Annotated in this window: 24 protein-coding genes; 4 read left to right on the plus strand and 20 right to left on the minus strand. The window is 53.5% G+C overall.

Going from position 1 to position 21,967, the window contains the following annotated elements:
* Positions 1 to 204 precede the first annotated feature (204 nt).
* Positions 205 to 2,073 (minus strand): ATP-dependent helicase HrpB, encoded by a 1,869-nt coding sequence (gene hrpB / locus LC093_RS01085; protein WP_226661127.1) that lies wholly within the window; start codon positions 2,071 to 2,073, stop codon positions 205 to 207.
* Between the two features lie 146 nt (positions 2,074 to 2,219).
* On the opposite strand from hrpB, the gene LC093_RS01090 reads away from it, so the two are divergent.
* A complete protein-coding gene (locus LC093_RS01090; protein ID WP_226661129.1) occupies positions 2,220 to 2,663 on the plus strand; it encodes a recombinase family protein in 444 nt (147 codons plus the stop codon).
* 45 nt (positions 2,664 to 2,708) lie between these two features.
* Here the strand turns inward: LC093_RS01090 and LC093_RS01095 are convergent, their stop codons facing one another.
* The 6 genes from LC093_RS01095 to LC093_RS01120 form a co-directional block, all read right to left on the minus strand.
* The gene (locus LC093_RS01095) at positions 2,709 to 3,863 is read right to left on the minus strand and encodes an IS256 family transposase (protein ID WP_226661131.1); all 1,155 of its coding nucleotides are present in this window, start codon (positions 3,861 to 3,863) and stop codon (positions 2,709 to 2,711) included.
* A gap of 174 nt (positions 3,864 to 4,037) precedes the next feature.
* Positions 4,038 to 4,895, minus strand: coding sequence for an IS3 family transposase (locus LC093_RS01100; protein WP_226661133.1), 858 nt, complete (start codon positions 4,893 to 4,895; stop codon positions 4,038 to 4,040).
* Positions 4,892 to 5,200 carry a transposase gene (locus LC093_RS01105; RefSeq protein ID WP_226661134.1) on the minus strand — a complete coding sequence of 103 codons (309 nt, stop codon included), beginning with the start codon at positions 5,198 to 5,200 and terminating at the stop codon, positions 4,892 to 4,894. Before LC093_RS01105 ends, LC093_RS01100 begins: the two co-directional genes overlap by 4 nt.
* A gap of 218 nt (positions 5,201 to 5,418) precedes the next feature.
* Positions 5,419 to 6,963 carry a hypothetical protein gene (locus LC093_RS01110; protein ID WP_226661136.1) on the minus strand — a complete coding sequence of 515 codons (1,545 nt, stop codon included), beginning with the start codon at positions 6,961 to 6,963 and terminating at the stop codon, positions 5,419 to 5,421.
* A gap of 207 nt (positions 6,964 to 7,170) precedes the next feature.
* Positions 7,171 to 8,103, minus strand: coding sequence for a hypothetical protein (locus LC093_RS01115; RefSeq protein ID WP_226661138.1), 933 nt, complete (start codon positions 8,101 to 8,103; stop codon positions 7,171 to 7,173).
* Between the two features lie 486 nt (positions 8,104 to 8,589).
* Positions 8,590 to 9,507, minus strand: coding sequence for a DEAD/DEAH box helicase (locus LC093_RS01120; protein ID WP_413231479.1), 918 nt, complete (start codon positions 9,505 to 9,507; stop codon positions 8,590 to 8,592).
* Between the two features lie 170 nt (positions 9,508 to 9,677).
* Between LC093_RS01120 and LC093_RS01125 the strand changes: the two genes are divergently transcribed.
* From LC093_RS01125 to LC093_RS01135, 3 genes are read left to right on the plus strand one after another with little or no spacing between them, the layout of a single operon-like run.
* A complete protein-coding gene (locus tag LC093_RS01125; RefSeq protein WP_226661141.1) occupies positions 9,678 to 10,625 on the plus strand; it encodes a hypothetical protein in 948 nt (315 codons plus the stop codon).
* 26 nt (positions 10,626 to 10,651) lie between these two features.
* Complete coding sequence (gene tmpT, locus LC093_RS01130) at positions 10,652 to 11,308, plus strand: thiopurine S-methyltransferase (protein ID WP_226661143.1); 657 nt, start codon at positions 10,652 to 10,654, stop codon at positions 11,306 to 11,308.
* 50 nt (positions 11,309 to 11,358) lie between these two features.
* The gene (locus tag LC093_RS01135; protein ID WP_226661145.1) at positions 11,359 to 11,874 is read left to right on the plus strand and encodes a nuclear transport factor 2 family protein; all 516 of its coding nucleotides are present in this window, start codon (positions 11,359 to 11,361) and stop codon (positions 11,872 to 11,874) included.
* 32 nt (positions 11,875 to 11,906) lie between these two features.
* Here LC093_RS01135 and LC093_RS01140 read toward each other — a convergent pair whose 3' ends face one another.
* The 13 genes from LC093_RS01140 to LC093_RS01200 all read right to left on the minus strand — a co-directional run bounded on the left by LC093_RS01140 (position 11,907) and on the right by LC093_RS01200 (position 21,841).
* The gene (locus LC093_RS01140; protein WP_226661147.1) at positions 11,907 to 12,227 is read right to left on the minus strand and encodes a DUF3175 domain-containing protein; all 321 of its coding nucleotides are present in this window, start codon (positions 12,225 to 12,227) and stop codon (positions 11,907 to 11,909) included.
* An 82-nt stretch (positions 12,228 to 12,309) separates the two neighbouring features.
* Positions 12,310 to 13,536 (minus strand): MFS transporter, encoded by a 1,227-nt coding sequence (locus tag LC093_RS01145; RefSeq protein ID WP_226661149.1) that lies wholly within the window; start codon positions 13,534 to 13,536, stop codon positions 12,310 to 12,312.
* A 163-nt stretch (positions 13,537 to 13,699) separates the two neighbouring features.
* Positions 13,700 to 14,155, minus strand: a complete 456-nt coding sequence (trxC, locus tag LC093_RS01150; RefSeq protein ID WP_226661151.1) for a thioredoxin TrxC — start codon at positions 14,153 to 14,155, stop codon at positions 13,700 to 13,702.
* 43 nt (positions 14,156 to 14,198) lie between these two features.
* On the minus strand, positions 14,199 to 14,546 hold the full coding sequence (locus tag LC093_RS01155) for a GFA family protein (protein ID WP_226661154.1): 348 nt from the start codon (positions 14,544 to 14,546) through the stop codon (positions 14,199 to 14,201).
* Positions 14,547 to 14,592: 46 nt separating this feature from the next.
* Positions 14,593 to 15,072: a DUF2269 family protein gene (locus LC093_RS01160; RefSeq protein WP_226661155.1), complete on the minus strand. Its 480-nt coding sequence runs from the start codon at positions 15,070 to 15,072 to the stop codon at positions 14,593 to 14,595.
* A 177-nt stretch (positions 15,073 to 15,249) separates the two neighbouring features.
* The gene (locus LC093_RS01165; protein WP_226661157.1) at positions 15,250 to 15,993 is read right to left on the minus strand and encodes a carbonic anhydrase; all 744 of its coding nucleotides are present in this window, start codon (positions 15,991 to 15,993) and stop codon (positions 15,250 to 15,252) included.
* 497 nt (positions 15,994 to 16,490) lie between these two features.
* Positions 16,491 to 16,826, minus strand: a complete 336-nt coding sequence (locus LC093_RS01170; protein ID WP_226661159.1) for a hypothetical protein — start codon at positions 16,824 to 16,826, stop codon at positions 16,491 to 16,493.
* Between the two features lie 159 nt (positions 16,827 to 16,985).
* Positions 16,986 to 17,414: an alpha/beta hydrolase gene (locus tag LC093_RS01175; RefSeq protein ID WP_226661161.1), complete on the minus strand. Its 429-nt coding sequence runs from the start codon at positions 17,412 to 17,414 to the stop codon at positions 16,986 to 16,988.
* 21 nt (positions 17,415 to 17,435) lie between these two features.
* Entirely contained in the window at positions 17,436 to 18,020 is a 585-nt protein-coding gene (locus LC093_RS01180) for a DJ-1/PfpI family protein (RefSeq protein ID WP_226661163.1), read from the minus strand.
* An 80-nt stretch (positions 18,021 to 18,100) separates the two neighbouring features.
* On the minus strand, positions 18,101 to 18,301 hold the full coding sequence (locus tag LC093_RS01185) for a hypothetical protein (RefSeq protein WP_226661164.1): 201 nt from the start codon (positions 18,299 to 18,301) through the stop codon (positions 18,101 to 18,103).
* A 159-nt stretch (positions 18,302 to 18,460) separates the two neighbouring features.
* On the minus strand, positions 18,461 to 20,623 hold the full coding sequence (locus LC093_RS01190; RefSeq protein ID WP_226661166.1) for a PHB depolymerase family esterase: 2,163 nt from the start codon (positions 20,621 to 20,623) through the stop codon (positions 18,461 to 18,463).
* A 239-nt stretch (positions 20,624 to 20,862) separates the two neighbouring features.
* A complete protein-coding gene (locus LC093_RS01195; protein WP_226661168.1) occupies positions 20,863 to 21,414 on the minus strand; it encodes a YdeI/OmpD-associated family protein in 552 nt (183 codons plus the stop codon).
* 202 nt (positions 21,415 to 21,616) lie between these two features.
* The gene (locus LC093_RS01200) at positions 21,617 to 21,841 is read right to left on the minus strand and encodes a tautomerase family protein (protein ID WP_226661170.1); all 225 of its coding nucleotides are present in this window, start codon (positions 21,839 to 21,841) and stop codon (positions 21,617 to 21,619) included.
* Positions 21,842 to 21,967 lie beyond the last annotated feature (126 nt).

Here is a 21,967-nt window from a genome sequence, read left to right on the forward strand (position 1 = left end):
AACTGGCGGGAAATCAAAGTGGCACGGGCGAAATTGAAAGATTGGCGCGCGATTAGTTTGATCGTTGACATCGCTGTCGTGCGCGCCGTGAAAGCGGAGGTAATACAGGGCGTGTTCGGCGAAACCTCGGCATTTGGTACGAAGAAACCAGTTAGGTTGTTATCAAGGCAATCTGGTGTCTTCGTACCACTTTTGGAGGCTCGGTTACATCCGCTTTTTGGTTTTATTCGTCGCTTGCGCTGTGGTTGGATCGTCCGGCCAGAAATGTTTCTGGTACTTGATGCGCAATTCTTTCTTCACTTCCTGATAGGTATTCTCCCAGAAGCTCGCCAGGTCGCGGGTGACCTGTACCGGGCGCTGGGCGGGGGATAGGAGGTGGATCATCAATGGGTAACGGCCGCTGAGAATGGTCGGGGTTTCTCCCAGGCCAAACATTTCCTGCAGACGCACTGGCAGCACCGGCGGTGTTTCCGTGTATTGAATGGCAATACGGGAACCGCTGGGTACCTGAATATGGCTGGGTGCCAGCGCTTCCACCCCCTGCTGTGTGGACCACTCGAGATGCGACAGCAGGATAGTTTTCAAATCCAGTTGTTTGAGCTGGTCCAGTTTACTGAGACCGCCGAGGTGCGGCAGCAGCCATTTGTCCAGTGACGACAACAGCGCGCTCTCGCTCCAGTCCGGCAGTGCCAGGGTTTCAAGCAGGTCGGGGAACGCCTCGCGTTGCTGGTGTAAAAACTTCACCCGCTCCAACAGGCTTTCGGCCTCCCGTGGCCAGGGCAGAATCCGCAGGCCTGCCTGGCGGATGGCATCCAGCAGGGCGCGGCTTAACAGCTCGGGGGAAATATCCTGGGCTGGTTTTTCTTCCAGCACCAACTTACCAAGGGTTGTTTGTATGCTGGCGACTGCGCGCCCGGCATCGCTGTCCCAGCGTACGCTCTCTGCTGTCTCAATGAGATCCTCAAAGTAGCGGTAAACCGCATCGCGGGTGATGCGGGCTCCAAGCTGGATTCGGGCATCGCGGCCCTGTCCGTCGAGGTCGGCAACGACGATGTAATCCTGCAGCGCCAGTTCATCGTCGTGAGAAAAATGGGCGCCGCGCCCGTTCGACAACAGGAAGCGCCGTTCCCGGTCGCGGCGGCTTTTGGCAATTCTGTCGGGATAGGCGAGCCCGAGCAAAACCCCGGTGCTGTCAAAATGGTCTGGTGCCTCAACGCTGCTGTCCCGGTTACCACTCAACTGGGCACGCCAGGTTTTCGCCTGCTGGCGAATCCGCTGAATCGCGCCGTGATCGGCGCGGCTGTTTTTAGCGTTGCCTGCCAGTACTTCCATGCGTTTGTGGATGTCCCTGTCCCAGCGCTGTTCACCGCGGAATATATCCCGTTCAGACAGCAGTGCGGCAAGCAGGGTTGCGGATTCCTGTAAGCCGAATTCAACACTTTTCAGCATCATGTGGGCGAGGCGCGGATGTGTGCCGAGGTTGAGCATTCGCGCGCCGTGTTCGGTAATCCGGAGTTCCTGGTCCAGCGCACCCAGTTCATTCAGCAGCTCTTGGGCTTGTGCGGTTGGCCCCGGTGGCGGCAGGTCGAGCCAGCGCAATTCGCGCACATCACTGACGCCCCACTGGGCCAGCTCCAGCATCACCGGTGCCAGGTCGCTCAGTAGAATCTCCGCAGTATTTTTCTTTGGCATACCGCGCTGGGTGGACTCGCTCCACATGCGCAGGCAATGACCGGCACTCAGGCGGCCGGCGCGGCCCGCACGCTGGGTGGCGGAAGCCTGGGAAATCTGTGTGGTTATCAGCCGGTTCATACCCGTGTTTGGATCAAAGCGGGATTCCCGCATCAGTCCGGAATCCACCACCAGGCGAATTCCCTCGATGGTGAGCGAGGTTTCCGCAACATTGGTTGCTAATGTAATTTTACGTCTGGGAAAGGTAAGCTCTACCTCTCGGCGCAATACATCGTCTGGAATGTCGTACTCGTACTGGTAGCCCTCATCCTCTGGGGTGCCTTCCTCGCAGAGTTCATATTCCCAACCATCATTAGCTTTGCCTAAATATTGAATAGTCATGACCACACAACAGAAATTTGCCTATCTCTACAGCCGTGTTTCCTCGGGTGCCCAACTATCCGGTCAGGGATTGGAGAGACAGGAGAGAGCCGCTAAAGAGTTCTTGAAGTTAAGGCCAGATTATACCCTCTCAGACCTCAGTTTCAGTGATAGGGGCGTATCTGCGTATTTCTGGGGCTAATAGGCTTGAGAACGCCGGTCTTGAACAGTTTCTGCAAGCTTGCAGGGTTGGAAGAGTGGCACCCGGGTCGCTACTAGTGGTGGAAGCACCAGACAGGCTATCTCGCCTCGGTATCCGCGAAGGGCAAAAGCTTGTTAATGAGATATTTTCCCACGGTGTAGATATTGGCCTTGTCCGATTTGGCTTGGTGCTTTACGCAGATGATGGAAACAACCTGTCTGACCTTATCGCTACAATCGGTTTCTATCTCGGTGTATTGGAGTCAGACCAGAAAAGCGAGCGTATTAGAAAATCAATTGAGAAAAGCCGTGACACAGCTGTCAGTGGTGGGGAGAAGAGAACACAAGTGGCTCCAGCTTGGTTGAAGCTCTCAGAAGATAGAAAAGAATTTATACCTATCCCTGGATAAAGCAACTTTTCTTCTGTAAATTTCCGGTCAGCTGATCGCCGGTTTTCACATCGTTAAATACTTCTTACTGGTCTGCCACTCTTCCGCAATTTCCATTGCTACAGCAGATACCAATCGCAGGCACGATTCTTCATTGGGAAACAGCGTTGCTACGCGTGTCCGACGTTTAAGTTCGCGATTTACCCGCTCCAGTGGGTTGCTCGTGCGCAATCTACGCTGGTGCGCTTCCGGCAACTGGAACACCATCAAACCTTCCGGAATGTTGTCTTCCGCCCACTTCGCGAGCTTGGGTGCAGCTTTTTCGTGGCGCTCAACAAACGCATTCAGCAGGCGTTTGGCCTCGTGCTCGTTTGGTGCGTTGAAGACTGCCTTTAACTCCGTCGCAGTGCTTTGCTTCATATCCTGCCTCGGCACATGAGCCTGGGCGTTTTGTTGCAGGTGGAACTGGCAACGCTGCCAGGGCGTACCGCCAAACACCGCTTTACGCGCTGAACGCAGCCCTTCATGCGCATCGCTTACAATCAGCGTGACACCTCGTAAACCTCGCTGCACCAGAGACTGAAGAAATGCTCTCCAGTGAACCTCCGCCTCAGATAGCGATACCGAACAACCCAGGATGTCTCGTTGCCCAGAGTCATCGACTCCCATTGCTACCAGCACTGCGCAATCCACAACGCCGCCACCATGACGAACCTTTTCGTAGCGTGCATCGAGGTACAGATACGGATAGCTTCCTAGCTCTCGTGAGCGCCAGTTCTCGAGCTCTTTATCGAGCAGTTTGGCTGCCCGACTTACCTGTGTCGATGACAGGCTTAAGCCGCACAGCTCCTCAGTTACCTTTGCCATCTTACGTGTCGATACACCCTGCACGTAGGCCTCAGCCAATGCGAGTCGCAACGCCCGCTCACAGCGCATCCCCTTCTCCAAGACAGAGGGGTAGAACTGGCTATCACGGGTCTGCGGCACCTGCAGCTCCAACTCTCCCACACGGGTACGCATGCGCTTGGGCTTGAAGCCGTTAGCGTGGCCTCTACGCCCCTCTGAGCGCTCGTAGGCAGCGGCACCCAAGTACTGCTCTCGCTCTATCAGCATCAGCTCGTTAAGCAGCACTTCGAGCGCTGACGCCAAGCCATCAAATCCCTGCTCAGACAGGATTTCAGCCATAGCGGTACTTGCGGTATTCTCATTGTCGCAGGTCACGGTTATTTCCTTTTGGAACTGACTTTGTTTGGCGACAATCAGTCTAACCGTGGCCTGCTCCTAAATCATGTGCAGGCGAATTTACAGAAGGGATGGTGCACTACTATTCGTCAGGTTATAGAGGTGGCGCCGGGGGCTTTGGGTGGTCTTACCCACGATAAGTAGACACCCTAACTACGCGCATTTGCGCTCAAATTCCGCTGGGCTGAGATGCCCAATAGCGGAGTGCCTACGTACTCGGTTATAGAACACTTCGATGTACTCAAAGATTCCGCTCTTCGCGTCCTCGATACTCTCGTACTGTTCCGCGTATATTAGTTCGACCTTGAGCCGACTAAAAAAGGATTCCATCGCAGCATTGTCCCAGCAATTTCCTTTCCGGCTCATACTGGGCTTACAATCGTTCTTCTCGATAAAATAACGATAATCTCGAGCGCGATACTGCACACCTCGGTCTGAGTGGATAATCAGGCCAGGGCGAATATCTCGGCGCTGAAAGGCCATCTTCAGAGCGTCCGTTACCAATTGCTCTGTCATGCTCGTGTCCAGGGCCCAGCCCACGATTGCCCTCGAATAGAGATCCATTACCGTTGCCAGGTATAGCCAGCGATCACGCACCCAGATATACGTGATGTCGGTGGTCCATTTCTCATTCGGCTTCTCGGCTACAAACTGGCGACTCAGCAGGTTCTCCGCTACATTGCTCATCGCTTCAGCCGGCGGACTGTACTTGAATCCCTTACCATTGCGGGCCCGCATTCCTCTTGAATGCATGATTTTCGCAACAAAATTGACGCTACACTTGATCCCCGCCGCATTGAGCTCATCGGTGATCCTGGGTGCTCCATAGCGTGCCTTGAACTCTGAATAAGTTTCGGCGACCTTGGTTTCCAGCCGCTCTCGGCGGCACGCGGAAGCGCATTGCGGACGCCTTTCCCATTTGTAGTATCCAGAAGCAGATACCTTCAACAGTCGACACATCATCGTCAGCGGGAAATCGTCCCGGTACTGCTCTATCAGAGCGTACTTCACTCTCGGTTTTTCGCGAAGTACGCCGTCGCCTTTTTTAGAAACTCGACCTCTTTCCGGAGCGTTTCATTCTCGCGTCTCAGCTTACGCTCCGTCTCGCTCTCTTTCTTGGAATAATCTACCCCATTCAGAGAATTGAATTGTTTATCAGAGAGGCGGTGGAACTGCCTCCGCCAGTTGTAGATCTGGCCCGGATGAATCCCAAGCTCACGCGCGACCTCAGCGGCAGTTACGCCCTCCTGATCGCTACGACGAACTGCCTCCCGGCGGAACTCCTCCGTATATGCCGCAACCTTCTTCTTACCCATGATACACCTCCGTGTTAGGCCGAAACCTAACTATACAGGGTGTCTACTTTTTGTGGGTAATTCGGTGGGTTAACGCCGCTTGCGAGGTACTATGATATTCCACCGATATTTTCAGATGCACGCAATAGATTGGAGTAGGATATTTTGCTATTCACAGCACAATTTTTCTATTAGGAGTTTTTACACTATATATCTGAACGATTTTAATTTGAGAAGGATTATTTTTTTGTGTGTCTCTTAATGGCAGAAACTGTTTGCCAGATTAATGCCGCATAAGTTATGTACAAAAATAAACTTGAAAATTCACGCCCCGGAATCAAAAATTTTGCGAATGGCAGCGCGCTTTTTGCGAGTTCATTTAAATAGGTGTAGACACTGCTTCCGAATGGAAAGGTATTACTAATTAACCCTAACTTCATTGCCATTCCGACATCATAGTAGAGTAATGAGATAGTGATCATCCACAATATTGGTAGTATATAGTCCTGTCCGAAATCTGAGGTTATCTCATTTGCCCAAAGGATAAATCTATCTTGCCAATTTTTTCCTCTCTGAATTTCTTCTTTATATTTTTTCATTTCCAGCACAAAAAATTTATTGGCTTCAATCTGATTGCCTAGCCTATCAAAAGAGTGCTTGACTATTTGTAATGTTTCTCTGTTGGTATGTTTAGGTTCAATTTTTGCTCCAATAAAGTTGGGAGGCTCTTTTAGATTTGTATTCCTAATGTCAAGGCCATAATGAAATTTTGTGTCCCTGAAATTGGTGAAGTCTAAGAAGGTAACGTGATTGAATTTGGCAGTTACCAGTTCGTCAGTTGAGGCAGGCTTTTCCTTGCCAAACTCTGACTCTTCGAACGTGGCTATTTTCTCAAATATACTTTTCTTTACGTAAAAGAAGCTAAATTTTGAATTGTAGGTGTCCACAAGATCAAGGAAGTTTGTGTTGTCGATATGCACTTTATCGACAGTATTGTATTTAAATTCAAATTTTGAGGAGAACTTAGAATTAGATATGTTGACACTACGTATGTCATATCCATTAAGAATAAATCTATTGGAAAATTTGCAGTCTTCAATAGATAGCTCTTTCAGTATTTTTCGAGAGGACTCTTCATCACAAAATACTTCCGATGTAAAGGTTGTAGAGTCAAGGCAAAGCTTTCCATCAAACTGGCAGTTTGAAAATAGCCTTGGGTTTATTGTTTCGCCTGCCGAATAATAGGTGGAGGATTTGTTTTTGAATCTGCACAAATTAAACATTACATCTTTATCATTATTTAAGAGTAAGTTGTTCTTGATATAAAATTCTGAGTGGAATGTGCAGCGCTCGAAATAGACCTTTGTAGTGGAGAATTCTATTGTGTTGACGGAGAACCCGCATTGCCTGAACCATATTCCCTTGAAAAGTTCTAGAGTTTTAAAGTAATCGAAACTACTAGTTTTTTTTCTGTCTGGGAATTCGATATCTGAAATAGTGATTTCTAATCCGCTAAGGAAGTGCTTGATTTTTTCTTCTGTATCACCCTTCTGCTCCATCAAAAAACGCAGAAATTGACTTGGCGGGATTCTGGAGGTGGAGCTTGACTCAATTTCGAACGTTAACTCGTTATAGATATACTTGCAAAACTCATAATGAAAGTTTTCGAAAATATTTGCTGTCTCAGCATTTAGGTTGAGCTGGATCTTGGGAAGGTGGAGGGGGCATCGTTCGTTGTTTTCAATTGCTTCTAAATCGCAATCACTATTTTTGCAAGTTGTCATTTTTACTTATATGTTAATTTATTTAAATTATGCTGATGGTATCTTGAAGTAGATCTTCAGGCCAGACCTGCCCGCCAGTTTTTTATGGCCGGAAATTATTTTATATGTTATTAATTGGTGAATCCCTTACTACAAACAAACAGATATTCCCAGGTGCATATAGAAAACAGCGGTGGGATATTTTAACTAGGATGTTTCTACCAATCGTTATTTTGACTGTTTCTTTGGGTAAGCCAGTTCAATGTATCTGTCCATGTTCCATACCCACTCCATAGCTTTATCCTCAATTTGTTTTTGCTGCGCCATGCTTTCCTCCGTGAATCCACATGAAATAACTTTGGATATGACTTTGGAAATGCGCTGCCAATAAACTTGGATTTTCAAAATTTCGGCCGATTCAGTGGGTTGTTGGTTGTTAGTCGGAATACCGATAGGTGGGTTAAATGTTAGGCCATATGTAAATCCAAACTGGTTTATATGCCACATGATTTTTTTGTTAGTCTCAATTGCAAGCATATTAAGTTCATGTGCTGGGTCTTTTGTCTTTGCAATGAGCTCTTGCTTTTTATTAATTTCCTCTAACTGCTCACGTACTTTTTGGTTAAGCATGTACGCGTCAATGTAAAGCTGGAGGCATGAAAGATCACCAGACTTTGCGCTTGGAAACGCACGTAGGTGAATCTTATCTATGTCAAATCCATTTAATACGCTGTGAGGATTGGAGATTTGATCCTTCTTTAGTCCATTTAGCTTTTTCTCTAAGTAATCACGATGTTTAAAATAGTTTGTGAAATTATTATGGGACTCTGATGCAACGATTTGCCGCTGTTGTTGCGCCGCGCGATGATTGGAAACCATTAAGGCTAAGACAGCAAGTTCTGCTGTAGCGATTCCAAGAGGTAATTTTAGAACCTCAAAAATGGATTTATTAACTCCTTTCAGGCTCCAAGAGAATCCAAAGTCGAGCCAGCCGGTGGTTCCACACGCGAGAATGGATAAGAGCATTGAAATAAAAGAAAAATCCAACCATTTCTTATACCAGTCTGTGGTAACCCATCCCTCTGGGGTCGGGTGAATCCAACTATATAACCACCGGATTTTTGACCGGTATGGTGATCGTTCCGATTTTCCTTCTTGCATCGTTATATCCGTAACTTCAATTGACCATGTAGAGTTCATATTGCCCAAATGTGAGCAGGGTCACGATTGTAGCGACGGAGTATCGGGTGAGTAAACATACAGTGGTTTGTGTCGGTTCCATTTAAAGGGTGGCACGTCCTTGTGCCCGTATAACTACAAAAAGAATCGACTCACTATATCAATCACAATCAGGACAAGCTGAATGATCGTGATGGGGGCTAGAATATGTTTCCCGGCATGAATCACACAGAATGCGTTACTGGGGTGTACTCGAATGATTACCAGTGCAACGGCGAAACGGTTTCGAATGTACCTGAGCATAATGAAATCCCTCCATGTGGGATTAGTCTTTTAGGAGGCTTCATTATCTGGCGGGTTCTACAGACTCGCGGACCCGAGAGACAGCGTGTGGGTGTGCTCTCGTGGACAATCGACGCGTTAATTGATTGGTTTTCCTATCGTTATTGGTAATGCAATAGGGTATAGCTATTCCCAAGGTTCAATCTTCCGCTTTCTCCTCAGAATCAACCGCTTACCCTTAAAACTATTATTTACCTTATCAAGTTTGGTGGCGAGTACGATTTTGCGCCGGCCCTGAGGGCAGGGGGCAATGGCGGCATCCTGTTGCTCTTTTTTCAGGTCGCCGTAAAGCGGAGCGATTATCAGGTCGGCGCGGCCGCCGAGGGTTTCGCGCAGGTCACTTTCCAGCTGGCGAATTTCGCCCACGCCAGGGAGAAAGGCCAGCAGGCTGCCGTCGTGTTGTTCGATCAGTTCGCGAATCTTGCGTCCCATCAGTGCCGGCAGCTGACGCGTATCGTCGGGTACCTGTTGGTGGGGTAAATATTCCACTTCTACCGGATAGGCGCGGCCCTCGCTGGTGATTACCGGGGCGTCGTCAATCAGGCTGGCAACGGCATCCGCATCAAGCGTTGCCGACATGACCAGCAACTTCAGGTCATCCCGTAAGATTTCCTGTGACTGCAGACACAGCGCCAGGGCAAGGTCTCCCTGTAAATTGCGCTCGTGGAATTCGTCGAAGATGACGAGGGCGGTATCCGCGAGCTCCGGGTCCGACTGCAACAGCCGGGTCAGGATGCCTTCGGTAACGACCAGGATGCGGGTGTCCTTGCTGAATTTGCGTTCCGCGCGGATCTGGTAGCCCACGGTTTTACCGACGGGCTCGCCGAGTAGTTCAGCCATACGTGCAGCGGCCGAGCGGGCCGCGAGGCGGCGGGGCTCCAGCATGATGATCCTGCGCCCCTGCAGCCAGGGCGAGTCGAGCAGGGCGATAGGCACGGCTGTGGTCTTGCCGGCGCCAGGAGGGGCCTGCAGAACGGCGTTATTGTGGCTGTTCAGGGTGTCCAGCAGGGCTGGCAGCACTTCAAAAATGGGTAACTCTGACATGGCGGCGATTATAGCGATAACCGCTTCCTGAGGTAGGATGGCGTGCACGGTCTTTTGGGGGCCGGATTCCCGGTCTGGACATTGGGAGACCGGTTTCCTTGCTGCATCGCGCTAACGCGGCGCGGTAGCAGGGAATGGTAGTAACGAGGATTCGAGTTAAAAGGATGTTTATGGAAGTTTTGAAATGGATCGGAATCGGCTTTGCCATCTGCTGTGCGGGGTCGTTTCTGTTTTTTGTGCTCGTTTTCCTGCGGATGATTTTCGATTCGCAGATCACAGAATTGAAGGTGCTTTGCGATAGGGCTGTAGTTCCTTTGGTTCCCGGCGTGTCGGTGACTGAGGTGCCGCACCAGAGGCCTCCGCTGGAGCGGGAATACTTTCCCGGGGCAGGGAGCGTCCCCGCGGCGGAGGAATGGTTGCTGACACCCGAGGGACAACTGGAGCGGGGTGAGCGGGTATTTGATGAAGACCCCCGTCGGCCGGTAGACGTGCTGGTCGGGATTGGCGGCGAGAAGAGCAAGGTTCTGTACGATGGGCGTATATTCGAGCGCGATGGCGATTCGCCCGGACGGGAGTTGGCCGACTTCTCCGGCGGCCCGTTTTCCGGTTTTCGTCATGTTGGAGGGATAAACCGGGAGTGGTTTCTGGTGGCCGGCGACCCAATAGAACAGCCATATGGCAATACGGCACTATGGCAGGTCTCCCACAGGGACTATCGCTACACACTGCTGAATTCAAACGTGTACTTCACCCACGACAGGCCGCCTAAAACCTTTTCGCCCGCGGGATTTGACGGTGTGCTGGTCGCTATATACGCGTCTTGCGCGAGCTACGGTTTTGGCGGCTATTCCAGTGCGCCAAGGTATTCGATTCTGCGAGCCTATACCCCCGGAAATCCCGACGGCGTTGATCTGGTGCGACTGTCATTGAAAGCGGGCACGATTGTGGATGTGGAATGGCAGGATGGGACTCTGCTGGTGACAGCGGACCCCAGCAGGCCACGTTCTCCCCACCGCAGCTTGCCGCCTCGCCTCTGGTCCATAATGCTTCCGGAAGATATGGCGGGATCCAATAGCGCAGAGGGTTCGCCATCGCAACTGGCTACAGCGCACGAATAGCTATAAAAGAGTTGGAACAAATCACCATGGAAAAATCCTTCTGGCTACAAAAATGGCAGAAAAATGAAATCGGCTTCCACAACCCGGAAGCACATCCGCTGTTGGTGAAGCATTTCCCGTTGCTCGATTTGCAACCGGGTGCACGACTGTTTTTGCCGCTTTGTGGCAAAACCCTGGATATTCACTGGTTTCTGGCAAAGGGCTACCGTGTGACAGGCGCGGAACTGAGTGAAATGGCGGTGCAGCAGCTGTTTGAAGAAGCCGCGCTCACGCCTGAAGTCACCGAGGAAGGGGAACTCAAGTGCTATAGGGCTGCCGGGCTGGATATTTTCGTTGGCGATATCTTTCAGCTGGATCGTGAAACACTCGGCCCCGTCGATGCCATCTACGACCGCGCCGCGCTGGTGGCTCTGCCGCCAGCCATGCGCAAAGAGTATGCCGTGCACGTGGCGAACCTTACCGGGTGCGCACCGCAACTGCTGATCTCCTTTGACTACGACCAGAGCCTGCTGCCGGGCCCGCCGTTCTGTGTGGATGACGACGAGGTAGGGCAGTTGTACAGCCGCGCTTATGAGTTGGAACTGGTCGAGGCCGTCGCAGTCCCCGGGGGGCTGAAAGGCAAAGTCGCTGCGCTGGAGAAAGTGTGGCAGTTGCAGCCCAGCGCCCACCGTAATGCCGGCTGAAAAAAATAGAGTTATTCCCGGATTGACCGGATGAACACAAGGGACAAACGATGAACTCCAAATTTAAATCCCGGGCAATGGGATTGATCTTTTCTGTGGTGAGCCTTCTGGTAGCCGGCCCGATCTTCGCCGCACCCAGTGCTCAACACGAGAAGCAGCAATCCGCCATTGCTGAACAGCTGGACCAGTTCCACCAGACCGCGGCCAACGCGGACGGCGAGACCTACTTCAACCTGTTCAGCAAAGACGGTGTCTTTATCGGCACCGATGCCAGCGAGCGCTGGACCCTGGACGCCTTCAAGAAATTTGCCGAGCCCTATTTCAGCCAGGGCAAAGGCTGGACCTACGTACCGCGGGACCGGACCATCGTGGTTCACGGCGATGTGGCCTGGTTCGATGAGTTGCTCGATAGCGAATCCTACGGCGAGTGCCGTGGTAGTGGCGTACTGGTCAAAGAAAACGGGCAGTGGAAAATCGCCCAGTACAACCTGCATTTCCCGATCCCGAATGACCTGGCCAAACAGATTACCCAGATGATCAAGGCCCATGCCTCAAAAGACGGGTAATACGGGGCGGTAACGGCGAAGGTTGTGGAGGGTTATTCTTGGTCTGGCCTGGATTGTCTTGGGTGGCCGAATAAATCCCGCAGTTCATCCTTCGCCTCTTCGAGAATCTTTTTTCGTTCCTCGGGCAGGTTTTCCCCGGCTCGGTTGATATAGAACGTGAGCATCGACATGGCGGACCTGAACGGCGCTGACTTGCGCCTGTGGCTCTGTTCTGCCGATCTCTTCAGGGATAGCGCAATCTCTTTGGGATCCTCAAGCGTGAATACGCCAGTTTCCAGGTCCAGAGCGTCGCTGGTTTCGGTGACCCGTTGCGACCACTTTTTGTTGCTGTCTATCTTCTCCGGCGTTTTCACGTCCCAGACCCCGGGGGTTCTAATTCAGTAAGTTCTACCGCAAAGCGTAGTAACGCCTGTTAGGGTCAGCAATTCGCCCCATTTATAAGGGTTTCGGTATGGCGCTCGCTGGCGTGTCGCGCTGTTCCACGACACGGCCGGCAAAAAATACCAGTAGACCGCCAATGGCCAGCAGTGCACCGACCGGGCCAGTGATCGACCAGGCAAATCCTGCGTTGATCGCAACCCCCGCCAGCCAGGCACCGAGGGCATTGGCGAGGTTGAAGGCGGCGTGGTTGAGCGAGGCCGCCATTGTCTGGCCGCCTTCCGCCACGTCCATCAGGCGCGTCTGCACCGCAGGGCCCAGTGCCATGGCGGTGCCCACCAGTCCGACAAACAGGATGCCCGGCCATACGTAATCCGCGGCAAAATAGAATCCCGCCTGAACCACGACACACCAGGTCAAAATCAGCGGAAACGCCCGCAACACGTTCCAGTCCACGATCCGCGCGCCGAGCAGGTTACCGGCAATAGCACCGAGACCGAATACGACCAGTACCAGTGGCCCGAGCGATTCCGCCATGCCCGCCTGCTGGGTCAGCGTCGGCATTACATAGCTGAATACAGAGAACATACCGCCGAAGCCGATACTGGCGATCCCGAGGGTAAACAGTACCCGGTGTTTCGCCAGGGCTGACAGCTCCCGTGCCGGGCTGGCATCCGGGTCTTGCGGCTGCAGCGGGACGAAGCGCCACACCATCAGTGCCGTGAGCAATGCCACGATCCCCACGCCCACAAAGGCGACCTGCCAGCCGAGCATATTGCCCGCCCAGGTGGCGAGTGGTGCGCCGAGCAGGATCGCCACGGTAAGGCCCGTCATTACCCGTGCCACCGCGCGCGCCCGTTGATTGGGCGGCACTGCGGTCGCGGCCACCAGCGATGCCACGCCAAAATAGGCCCCGTGGGGCAGACCGGCCATAAAGCGCAGACCGATAAAGGACCAGAAGCCCGGTGCGAACGCGCTGGCGATATTGCCCACCGCGAACACCAGCATCAGTGTAATCAGCAGCGCCCGCCGCGGCGCCCGTGCCGCCAGCAGGGCAATGATCGGGGCACCCACCACCACGCCGAGGGCATAACTGCTGATTGCGTATCCCACTTCCGGTGCACTGACCCCGAGGTCAGTCGCCACCCGGTTCATCAGTCCCATAATCACAAACTCGCCGGTACCAATACCAAAGCCACCCAGGGCCAGGGCAAATTCGGCGAGGCGGGAATGTGTCGGCGCTCCGGCCGCGGCAGCCGCGGTGGTGGAGGAGGGTGAATGCATGGGGAATCCTTACAGCTTGAGAGTTCGCCTGCTGCCTGGCAGGCGGAGCGCGGCAATGTAACGGAATGTCGTCTGACTGGCGAGGACTCTGGCGCTATACATCAGTCCAGATGGCCTCGCGATATGCGGGATGGAGCGCTCTAAAGAGCCTGTCCGGCCTGTATTAGTCTGGAATGGAGGCCAACTGTTGATTTACCCACTGCACAAACTGCGCTTTGGGCAGGGCGCCAGACAAGCGTGCGATTTCGCGGCCGCGGTGGAATACCATCAGCGTGGGGATGGAGCGGATCTGGAATGCGGCCGCGGTTTGCTGGTTGGCTTCTGTATCCAGCTTTACGAATACCGTCTGTGTGGCCATCTCCGCGGCAACCTGGCTGAACACCGGAGCGAACTGTTGGCAGGGACCGCACCAAGTCGCCCAGAAGTCCACCACTACCGGCAGGTCGCTCTTGTCGATGAAGCGGCGAAAATTGGCGTCGGTGGCACTGATCGGATGACGGCCAACCAGCGGCGCGCGGCACTTGCCACACAGGGGGCGATCGCCCAGTCTTTGCCTAGGTACCCGGTTCGGGGTGGTGCAGGACGGGCAGACGATCTGGGTGAGCTGTGCGTCGGACATCGAAATATCTCCTCAATCAGGCTGGGTGGAATTGTGAACCAGCCTAGAAGGAAGCGCCATCCACCTGCCGGATTTTCAACGTTTTCAGCAACTCCGGATCGGCCATGCGCGCATTCACGGCAATCCGTTTCACCGGGCATTTTTCCGTGGTGATGTAGTGTGTCACACAGCCGCAGTTATGGCAGCGGTGGTGCTCGATATCCCGGTCTCCCCAGATATAAACGCTCTTCACCGGGCTCTGGTAATGAATGGCGACATCACCGGGTTCATAGTAAGCCCAAAGGCCCGCGTATCTTCGGCACAAAGAGCAGTTACAGCTCGTGACCTCTGCAGGTAGTGTGGCGACTTCAATACTGATGTTGCCGCAGTGGCAGCTGCCGAACACTTTCATTGGCTGAATCTCTCGGTGGCATCGCTCCGGTAATACACACAAGCACCTAAATGACCGGGAATGGTTTGAAAACCATTAGCCAGAAAATAATCAAAACCGAGGCGAATGCTGGTATGCCCAGTGCAACCCAGTATCGCATCAGCTTCTTGAAATCGGGGGTTAGTTGGCCTGATACCAGCGAGGCCTCAGCCAGTGACTTCAGGCGGTATTGAATCATGAGCACCGGAAGCCAGCAGATCCCGATAAACAGGAAAAGTGCAATCACCAAATAAAACCAGGTCGAAGAGAAAGAATATCCAAGTTTGTACATCAGGAGCACACCTGTCACAAACTGGGTTGCCACAGCCGGTGCAGTAAAAAGCCAGTCGGCGAGCACGACGTGGCGTGCAGTTACGGCTATAGCGGCAATGTTCGAGGAACGACTTGCCATATACATGAAAAAGGCGATACCCGTTCCTGTACCCGCGACTACCACGGCCCCGAGGATATGTATCATTCTCAATAGGAAGTAGCTTTCCAACGTCATCTACCCAGTTCGACCTTATTCAAATTTAAACATATGAAAGGCACAGCGTCGCTGGTGCAGTAAATGTTTCATCCACCTGTGAGAAGCGGTGGCCGATATCGGGGCAAGAGGACACATGGCAGATTACCAGGAAGCGAATGCTTTCACGTCCACTTCCTGGCAGCTCCGAACCGTAGCTCAATCATCCTGCTCAAGAATCATCCGGTGATTCAATGGTTGCACCGGGCGGAAGTTGCCGCTGTAGAAGCTCTCGAACTGTGCCAGTTGCTTCGGGCTGGCTTCCAAAGGCTCATCCATTACGAACCACTCAACCCCTTCAGAGCAGGGGGGTGTGGTGAGTGAGCCGGAGTAATGGAAGTACTCGCGGTCTTCCGGCAGCAGCCTGCGGGGATTGATGGTGGCGCCATCGACCAGAATCTCTCCCTTTTGTGCCGGGGCATTATTCAGGATGGCTTGCAGAGTAGGGTTGTAGTCACCGGCTTCAAATAACACGCCGACAACGGCCAGCTGGCCTTCGTCGTTGCCGTGAACAAAGTGCACTTCCAGCGGGTATTGCATCCCCATTACCGTATGTTCACTCCCTGCATGGAAATGGAATTGCAGTAATTGATACTCGCCATACAGGCGGGTATCGAAAGAGCTGCCAGCTTCTACCGGCACTTTCAGCGCGTGGCCATTGTTTACCACTTTAAGGCGGGTGGGGTTGTAGCGCAGCCGTAAGTTGTTCAGGCCTTCATCCTCAATGGTATGAAGGATGTCAACGGGTGATTGCTCAGAACCCAGGGCGCACATGGCGTACTCCGGGGCAAGGTTGCCCCAGTGGTCGGGGCCGGTGTGGCCTTCATAGCTCCAGCTTTCGGCCAGGGTCTGGCTGCATAGTGCGAGGGCTGCGAGCCCAAAAGCGATGGTGCGTTTTTGCATGGTGTTTCCTTTCGATTTTTGTTTTGTCGTTATTAGGTGTCTCCTAAGACGCGCGCATATTAGCGACCGGGATTATTTGTCGAGTGTAAAACCACACAAAATTCATGGTTTTTTATCGAAGCGGGTGGTTAATCACAGGTACGTGAAATACTGGAGCAAGGAAGTAGCGGTAAATAACGCGCAGAATTTCTGGAATTAATACCTATGCGCGAATTAGTAGTGACAAGGATATTGAATGCGTGTTGAGTAAATGCGTACCAGTTTAGGCTGTATAGGTAGGTTGAATTCTGCAGAGAAGGTTTAAATTATGTTTTTTATATAGAGGTGTTAAGTGAGGAGGAAAGCTTGTAATTGGTACACCGGTTTGAAATTCAATTTCGAAACATTATGGTTATTTTAAAAATTAACGGGAGGGGAATTTGAATACGTCGGAAATAATATGCGTTATCCGGCTGTAAAGGGCGGGAGCCGTTTCATCACTCCCACCCGGGACCCAGTTACTCGGAAATCCTGGTTAGTCGTACACCATCCACGACCATCTGCCACTCGCCGTCAACCTGATGCGGCGGTTCGCTCACCTCAAAGGTAGAGCTGATTGGGCCGATGCCGACAATAAAGTCGTCGCCCTGAAACTCTTTAATCGGACCGTTAATCGATCGGGAGGTATTGCCTTTGCTCAAACTGTAATTCACGCCTCCGTCGAGCGAAATGTACAGTTCCATCGGCCCGCCACGCCAATACCCCGAATAGAGCAGCTTTTCCGGTGGTAGTGGCTCGCTACAGGCAAATAGCAGTGCGGATAGCAGCAGGATCAGTCCGAGTTTTAGTTTCATATTATTCCCTAAATAATGCGAGCCTCGGTATTCGCCGATTCATCGCATGTCCAGCTCATTATCAAGCGGAATATTTTACGTTGGAAATCACGCCGAAATCTACCGGCCGGGATGATCCATTCGAATAGGGAATAGGGAATGGGTGGCGAACTTGAGTAATTAGTCTTGCCTTAAGATATTGATATCCTTGAGCCAGTTGAGCGCGAGCGCAGGCCAGGCGGTATCGGGAGAGTGATCTCGCCTTAGGCCGAACGCATGCCCGCCGCGGGCAAAAAGGTGAACCTCTGCCGGAACCCCGGCGGTATTGAGTGCTCGAGCATACAGCGTACTGTTGCAGATCTTGTTAACCGGGTCGTCCCATGCCTGCAGCAGAAAAGTCGGCGGGGTGTTTTTGGTGGTCTGGATACTGGGGTCGAGCTTGCCGCCGCGACGACAGAGGTGTCCGGGGAAGAACAGGATGGCAAAGTCCGGGCGGCTATCAGCATTGGGCTTTGACGGCTCCTGCCGGGTAACCTGCTCAGCGCTGGCGATCGCCGAAAACGGAACAAAGATGGACAAAATTAGGGTGAGCAATTGCCTTTTAATCATCTCTCCGTCCTGTTGGATCTGTCAGGTGTTTTTCCGCCACGCAAATTCCATTTGCCGGGCTGTGCTATTGGCCAGTTCAGACCCAAGCAGCCTTGAAACCAAATGCAGGCTCATATCAATGCCGGCCGAGATACCGCCGGAGGTGATGAACTTCCCTTCATCGACCCACCGCACAGATTCCACTACCGTCAGGTCGGGGTGAGAACGCCTGAGGTCAGGGATGTCTTCCCAGTGGGTCGTGACCTTGAGCCCCGATAGCAATCCCGCTTCGGCTAGAATGAAGGCTCCGGTGCACACAGACGCAACTGTGTCGGCCTTTTCTGAAGTGGCGGCTACCCACTGGATTACCTCGGGTTTATCCAGCTCGCCGGTATGCACACCGCCCACAACAATCAATACATCGATATCGGGGTGACGGCTGAAATCGTAATGCGGGTTAACACTAAAGCCCCCTCTGGCCGCCACCGGTGTACTGTTCTCGGCCACAAGAAACACATTGAACGGCTCTCCGTCACTGGCAAGCCGGTTTGCTGTTGAAAACACCTCAAAAGGTCCGGAAAAATCCAGCACCTCGGCATTTTCATAAATATAAATGCCTACATTCATTCTGCTATTCCCTTAAACACTGAACGATCCGGCTTACGCTAGGGGCTCCCGGTTTGTTCAGGCATTCCAACTTAACGGACTCAGGTGGTTGGCTTATGGCCCAGCATACGCGCTGGCAGCATGAATACTGCACGGAGGAAGGCAAACAGGGCTTCAAACGTGATGCCGATCAGGCGAAACGGCAATGACAGGAGCCAGATAAATGGCCACAGCAGGAGTGCGAGTAGCGCGAGCGGCCAGCACAGAACGAACAGTATCAGCCAAAGCAGGAATTTGAGCATCGGGTGTCCTTGTCGGAAACAGTGATGGTGCGAACTCTATTGTTCTTTCGCATCCGGTGTTTGCCCCCCGTACCCTCGCGGTGAGCGAGGGCAGGGTGGCCAACAGTCTACGACCGATTCGGATTTACTGCACTCCTGGAAAGGACAGTTGGAGGCGGATCAGGGGCAGCTGCCCAGCTCATAGTAACCAGCGGCGGTCTCGGCCAATGTGCTGGTCACGAACACGTTGTATAAACCGAGGTAATCGCCGGAGCCGACGGCATAGGCGTAGCTGCCGTTGGTGGTGGCACGCCCGGCCTGCACGTGGTTGTAGTTATTGGCGGTGTACTCGGTACAGGCCACATCACCGTCTGGCGTACTGTCACAGGCGTTACCGATGCCATCGCCATCGTTGTCTTCCTGACCGGCGTTAGCCACCGCTGGGCAGTTGTCCACGCTGTCATTCACACCGTCGCCATCGGAGTCCAGCGGCTCGCCATCTGGCGTGCTGTCGCAGGCATTGCCTATGCCGTCACCGTCGTTGTCTTCCTGACCGGCGTTGGCTGTGTTCGGGCAGTTATCCAGCGTGTCTTCAATGCCGTCGCCATCCGTATCGGCGGTCTCCTCGCCAGTGTTTGAGGAGCAAGCCTGTACCGGGCCCGCGCAGCTGCTGTCGCCGTCAGCAATCCACTGGCAGTCACTGCCGGAGGGGTACTCGCGCATGGTGAACTGGCTGGTACCGAATGCCAGATAACAGGCTGAATAACCCACGCCCCAGGTGATATGGCCGGCGCTGATGTGGAAGTTGTAGTCGCCGGTTTGGCCCGCATCGATGGTGAAGGTGACACTGGCCTGGCTGGAGAGCGGGGTGGTGTCGGTGGCGGTTACGGTTGCCGTGTTTTCGCCACCCGGCAGGTTGCAGCCCTGCGCGGAATAGCTGCTGCCGTTAACGCTCGCGGTCACGTTGCCGCTGGCAAACGCCACCACCACAGAATCCAGGTTCTGGTTGGCATCCACCACGGTGCCTGTCACGGTGGCGCACTGGCCACTGACGCTGGCCGCGGTATCACTCAGCACCGGAGCGGTCGCCGGCGGCTCCGGGCCCACGCGGGTGGTAATACTGGCGGCATTGCCTTCCGCACCTTCGTCATCGGTGGCCACAGCGATAACTTCGTACAGGCCATCGGCCAAGGTTGCACTGGTCGCGCTGAAGAATCCGGCGGAATCTACCGACTGCACGCTCAGGGCTTCTGCCAATACCGGTGTGCCACCATCGATATTGTTGATGGTGATGGCCACACTCGCCACGCTGCCTTCGGCATCCACTGCATTGCCAGTGATCGTCAGCAGGCTGCTGCTTTCGCTCGCGGCAAGGTTGGTGACCTCCGGCCCAGTATTGCGGTCAACGCGTTTGTTGTTGGCCGCAAAGTACTGGCCGAGGTAAGAGGCGTAGTTGATGCTGTCGTCGGAGATGTAACCGCCGGAGGCGCCTTCACCACCGGACCAGGCATGGTCCACATTGTTCAGCCACAGCATGGAAACCCGGCCGTCTTCCCACAGGGTTTCTTCAGCCGTGCGGCTGCTGCCCTCGCTGATGGTATTGGTGCCGCTCAGCTTGGCGACACCGTATACCCCGGCCATACCATCGGAGTTCTGCTCGTTGTAGCACTGGTTTACCGTGGTATCGGCATCGCCCTGGGCGATGGAGGCAATCTGGGTGGTGAAGCTGCTTGAGTAGCTGCCCGCATAGGTATTGCAGCGCGTGGTTACGTCGGCGGTTTCACAGGGGCCGAGTGCACCGTTGGAGCTGGTGCCGATACTGGGGCCTGCGGCCACGCCCATACCCGCAAATACGTCCGGGGCCAGGCAGGCGGTGGTGTTGGCAAAGGCCGCACCGGAAGACAGGCCGGCGATATACACCTGGTCCGGGTCGATATTGCGGCTGGCGTCGCCGCTCATGGTGTTGGCCAGCGTAATCAGGTTTTTGTAGTCGCCTGCCGTGCGCGATTTGGTGCCCTGCCAGTATGACCAGCAGCTAAACCCTGCCTTGTTCGCGGCATCCGGCACTGCCACCACCATGCCGTACTGCTCGGCGGCATCTTCCAGGTTTGCGGTGAGGTAATTGCTGATCGGCTGCGAGCAACCGTGCAGTACGATCAACAGCGCCTTGCCGTCGCCGATCGGCGACACCGAGTCGGGGGTATACACATGCACCGCACTGAAATCGCCAATGGACTGGCTCTGCTGCCAACTGCCTGCGCTGGCAACTGTCGCAAAGAGCCCGGATAGAAATAACAGACACAGGGTGACGACGCCCTTGGTGGGCGTTCTGGTATCGTTCATCGCTAGTACCTTCATTATTTGAATTATGTTTTGACTGCACAAACGATCTAAGCGCAAGGCAGCAAGCAAATCGCGCAGACGACGTTTGCGTTCCCAGCTTATTTGAGGGTAGGGCGGCGGCCACTAGACCAAGGTTGTAGAGTGACGTCTAAAGTGTCGGGTGGTTCGCAGTTTGGCGCATCGCTTTACGCGGAAGGCCGCAAATCCGGATAAGCCTGTGGGGCGATGGGGATCGGCCCTTACTCCGCTGGTTCGGGGGCGCGGAATGCTTTGCTGTAAAAACCGGAAGTGTCAAAGCAACACACTTTCTTTTTGCCAGAGGCGAGCATGTTGCAGGCGTCATGGATGCGCTTGGTACGAGTCTTTTCTTGTTTGGCTGAGGTAACCCAGTGAATCCAGTCAATGCGGGAAATAGTGGTGGTTGTATCCCAGGTCTCTTTGGCCGCGGGCGACGTGGATAGCGCGTCGAGCAGATCCGCAGGCACTTCCGGGTCAAGCTCGTCTACCGCGCCCATCACCTGAAACTCCGCGACATCACCGTAACTTGCCCCCGACTTCTTGAGCAGGTTTTCATCAATCTTCAGCCAGTGGCTTTTCTGGCCATCTGGCTCAACTAGAACAGTGAACGGCTCGCCATTGATGGTGCCATCAACGGTGGTGCGACCGCGGCGGGGAAGGGTAGCACTGACTGCTTTGGGGAGAACAACGAAGGCCCATGATTCACCGTTGCCGGGGTCTTTGGGGCGGAGGATCTGGCTTTTGAACTGTGATGTTGTGCTTGCGTGCGCCATTTTATCCTTCCGGGAACTAGAGGAAATTCTTGCAACGCAGGATAGCTACCGCATTCCCATTGGGGAACCCCGGTATTTTGCTGTGAACCTCAAACTTTAAGGAAAGGCACCACTTTCAACTTCCAGTATTGTTATTGGGGAAGAGGGGAATGGCTTTATCAGGAAAACCGGCGGGCGCCGGTCTTCCTTTGACGGGACTGGATTACAGCGCGCCTTCCCGTTGCAGTTTGTGCACCATGGGGGCGGTCAGGGCGGTGCCCCCAATACCCCACTGGCCTTCCGGCACTTCCTCGATTTTTACCCAGGTGACTGAGCGCATGTGCTCGCCTTCAATCGCGACCATGGTATCGGTGAGGCGGGTGATGATCTCGGCTTTCTCTTCCTGGCTGAATACGTTTTCGATCAGGTTTACAGTAATCAATGGCATGATAATTCTCCTAAGTCCGTGTTTGATAAGTAACCAGAACACCGTGCTCTGATGGGAGTAGATTACTGAGGCCGGCTTGATTGCGATGCTTCGCGGGATGTAGCAATTCACTACGTTTTCTGTAGT

It is taken from the genome of Microbulbifer aggregans, assembly GCF_020524005.1.
GTDB classification, from domain to species: domain Bacteria; phylum Pseudomonadota; class Gammaproteobacteria; order Pseudomonadales; family Cellvibrionaceae; genus Microbulbifer; species Microbulbifer aggregans_A.

Coding starts and splice junctions, on each gene's coding strand:
- hrpB (WP_226661127.1), bottom strand. CDS start 2,073: ATGACTATTCAATATTTAGGCAAAGCTAATGATGGTTGGGAATATGAA.
- LC093_RS01105 (WP_226661134.1), bottom strand. CDS start 5,200: ATGGGTAAGAAGAAGGTTGCGGCATATACGGAGGAGTTCCGCCGGGAG.
- LC093_RS01110 (WP_226661136.1), bottom strand. CDS start 6,963: ATGACAACTTGCAAAAATAGTGATTGCGATTTAGAAGCAATTGAAAAC.
- LC093_RS01115 (WP_226661138.1), bottom strand. CDS start 8,103: ATGCAAGAAGGAAAATCGGAACGATCACCATACCGGTCAAAAATCCGG.
- LC093_RS01120 (WP_413231479.1), bottom strand. CDS start 9,507: ATGTCAGAGTTACCCATTTTTGAAGTGCTGCCAGCCCTGCTGGACACC.
- LC093_RS01125 (WP_226661141.1), top strand. CDS start 9,678: ATGGAAGTTTTGAAATGGATCGGAATCGGCTTTGCCATCTGCTGTGCG.
- tmpT (WP_226661143.1), top strand. CDS start 10,652: ATGGAAAAATCCTTCTGGCTACAAAAATGGCAGAAAAATGAAATCGGC.
- LC093_RS01135 (WP_226661145.1), top strand. CDS start 11,359: ATGAACTCCAAATTTAAATCCCGGGCAATGGGATTGATCTTTTCTGTG.
- LC093_RS01145 (WP_226661149.1), bottom strand. CDS start 13,536: ATGCATTCACCCTCCTCCACCACCGCGGCTGCCGCGGCCGGAGCGCCG.
- trxC (WP_226661151.1), bottom strand. CDS start 14,155: ATGTCCGACGCACAGCTCACCCAGATCGTCTGCCCGTCCTGCACCACC.
- LC093_RS01155 (WP_226661154.1), bottom strand. CDS start 14,546: ATGAAAGTGTTCGGCAGCTGCCACTGCGGCAACATCAGTATTGAAGTC.
- LC093_RS01160 (WP_226661155.1), bottom strand. CDS start 15,072: ATGACGTTGGAAAGCTACTTCCTATTGAGAATGATACATATCCTCGGG.
- LC093_RS01165 (WP_226661157.1), bottom strand. CDS start 15,993: ATGCAAAAACGCACCATCGCTTTTGGGCTCGCAGCCCTCGCACTATGC.
- LC093_RS01170 (WP_226661159.1), bottom strand. CDS start 16,826: ATGAAACTAAAACTCGGACTGATCCTGCTGCTATCCGCACTGCTATTT.
- LC093_RS01175 (WP_226661161.1), bottom strand. CDS start 17,414: ATGATTAAAAGGCAATTGCTCACCCTAATTTTGTCCATCTTTGTTCCG.
- LC093_RS01180 (WP_226661163.1), bottom strand. CDS start 18,020: ATGAATGTAGGCATTTATATTTATGAAAATGCCGAGGTGCTGGATTTT.
- LC093_RS01185 (WP_226661164.1), bottom strand. CDS start 18,301: ATGCTCAAATTCCTGCTTTGGCTGATACTGTTCGTTCTGTGCTGGCCG.
- LC093_RS01190 (WP_226661166.1), bottom strand. CDS start 20,623: ATGAACGATACCAGAACGCCCACCAAGGGCGTCGTCACCCTGTGTCTG.
- LC093_RS01195 (WP_226661168.1), bottom strand. CDS start 21,414: ATGGCGCACGCAAGCACAACATCACAGTTCAAAAGCCAGATCCTCCGC.
- LC093_RS01200 (WP_226661170.1), bottom strand. CDS start 21,841: ATGCCATTGATTACTGTAAACCTGATCGAAAACGTATTCAGCCAGGAA.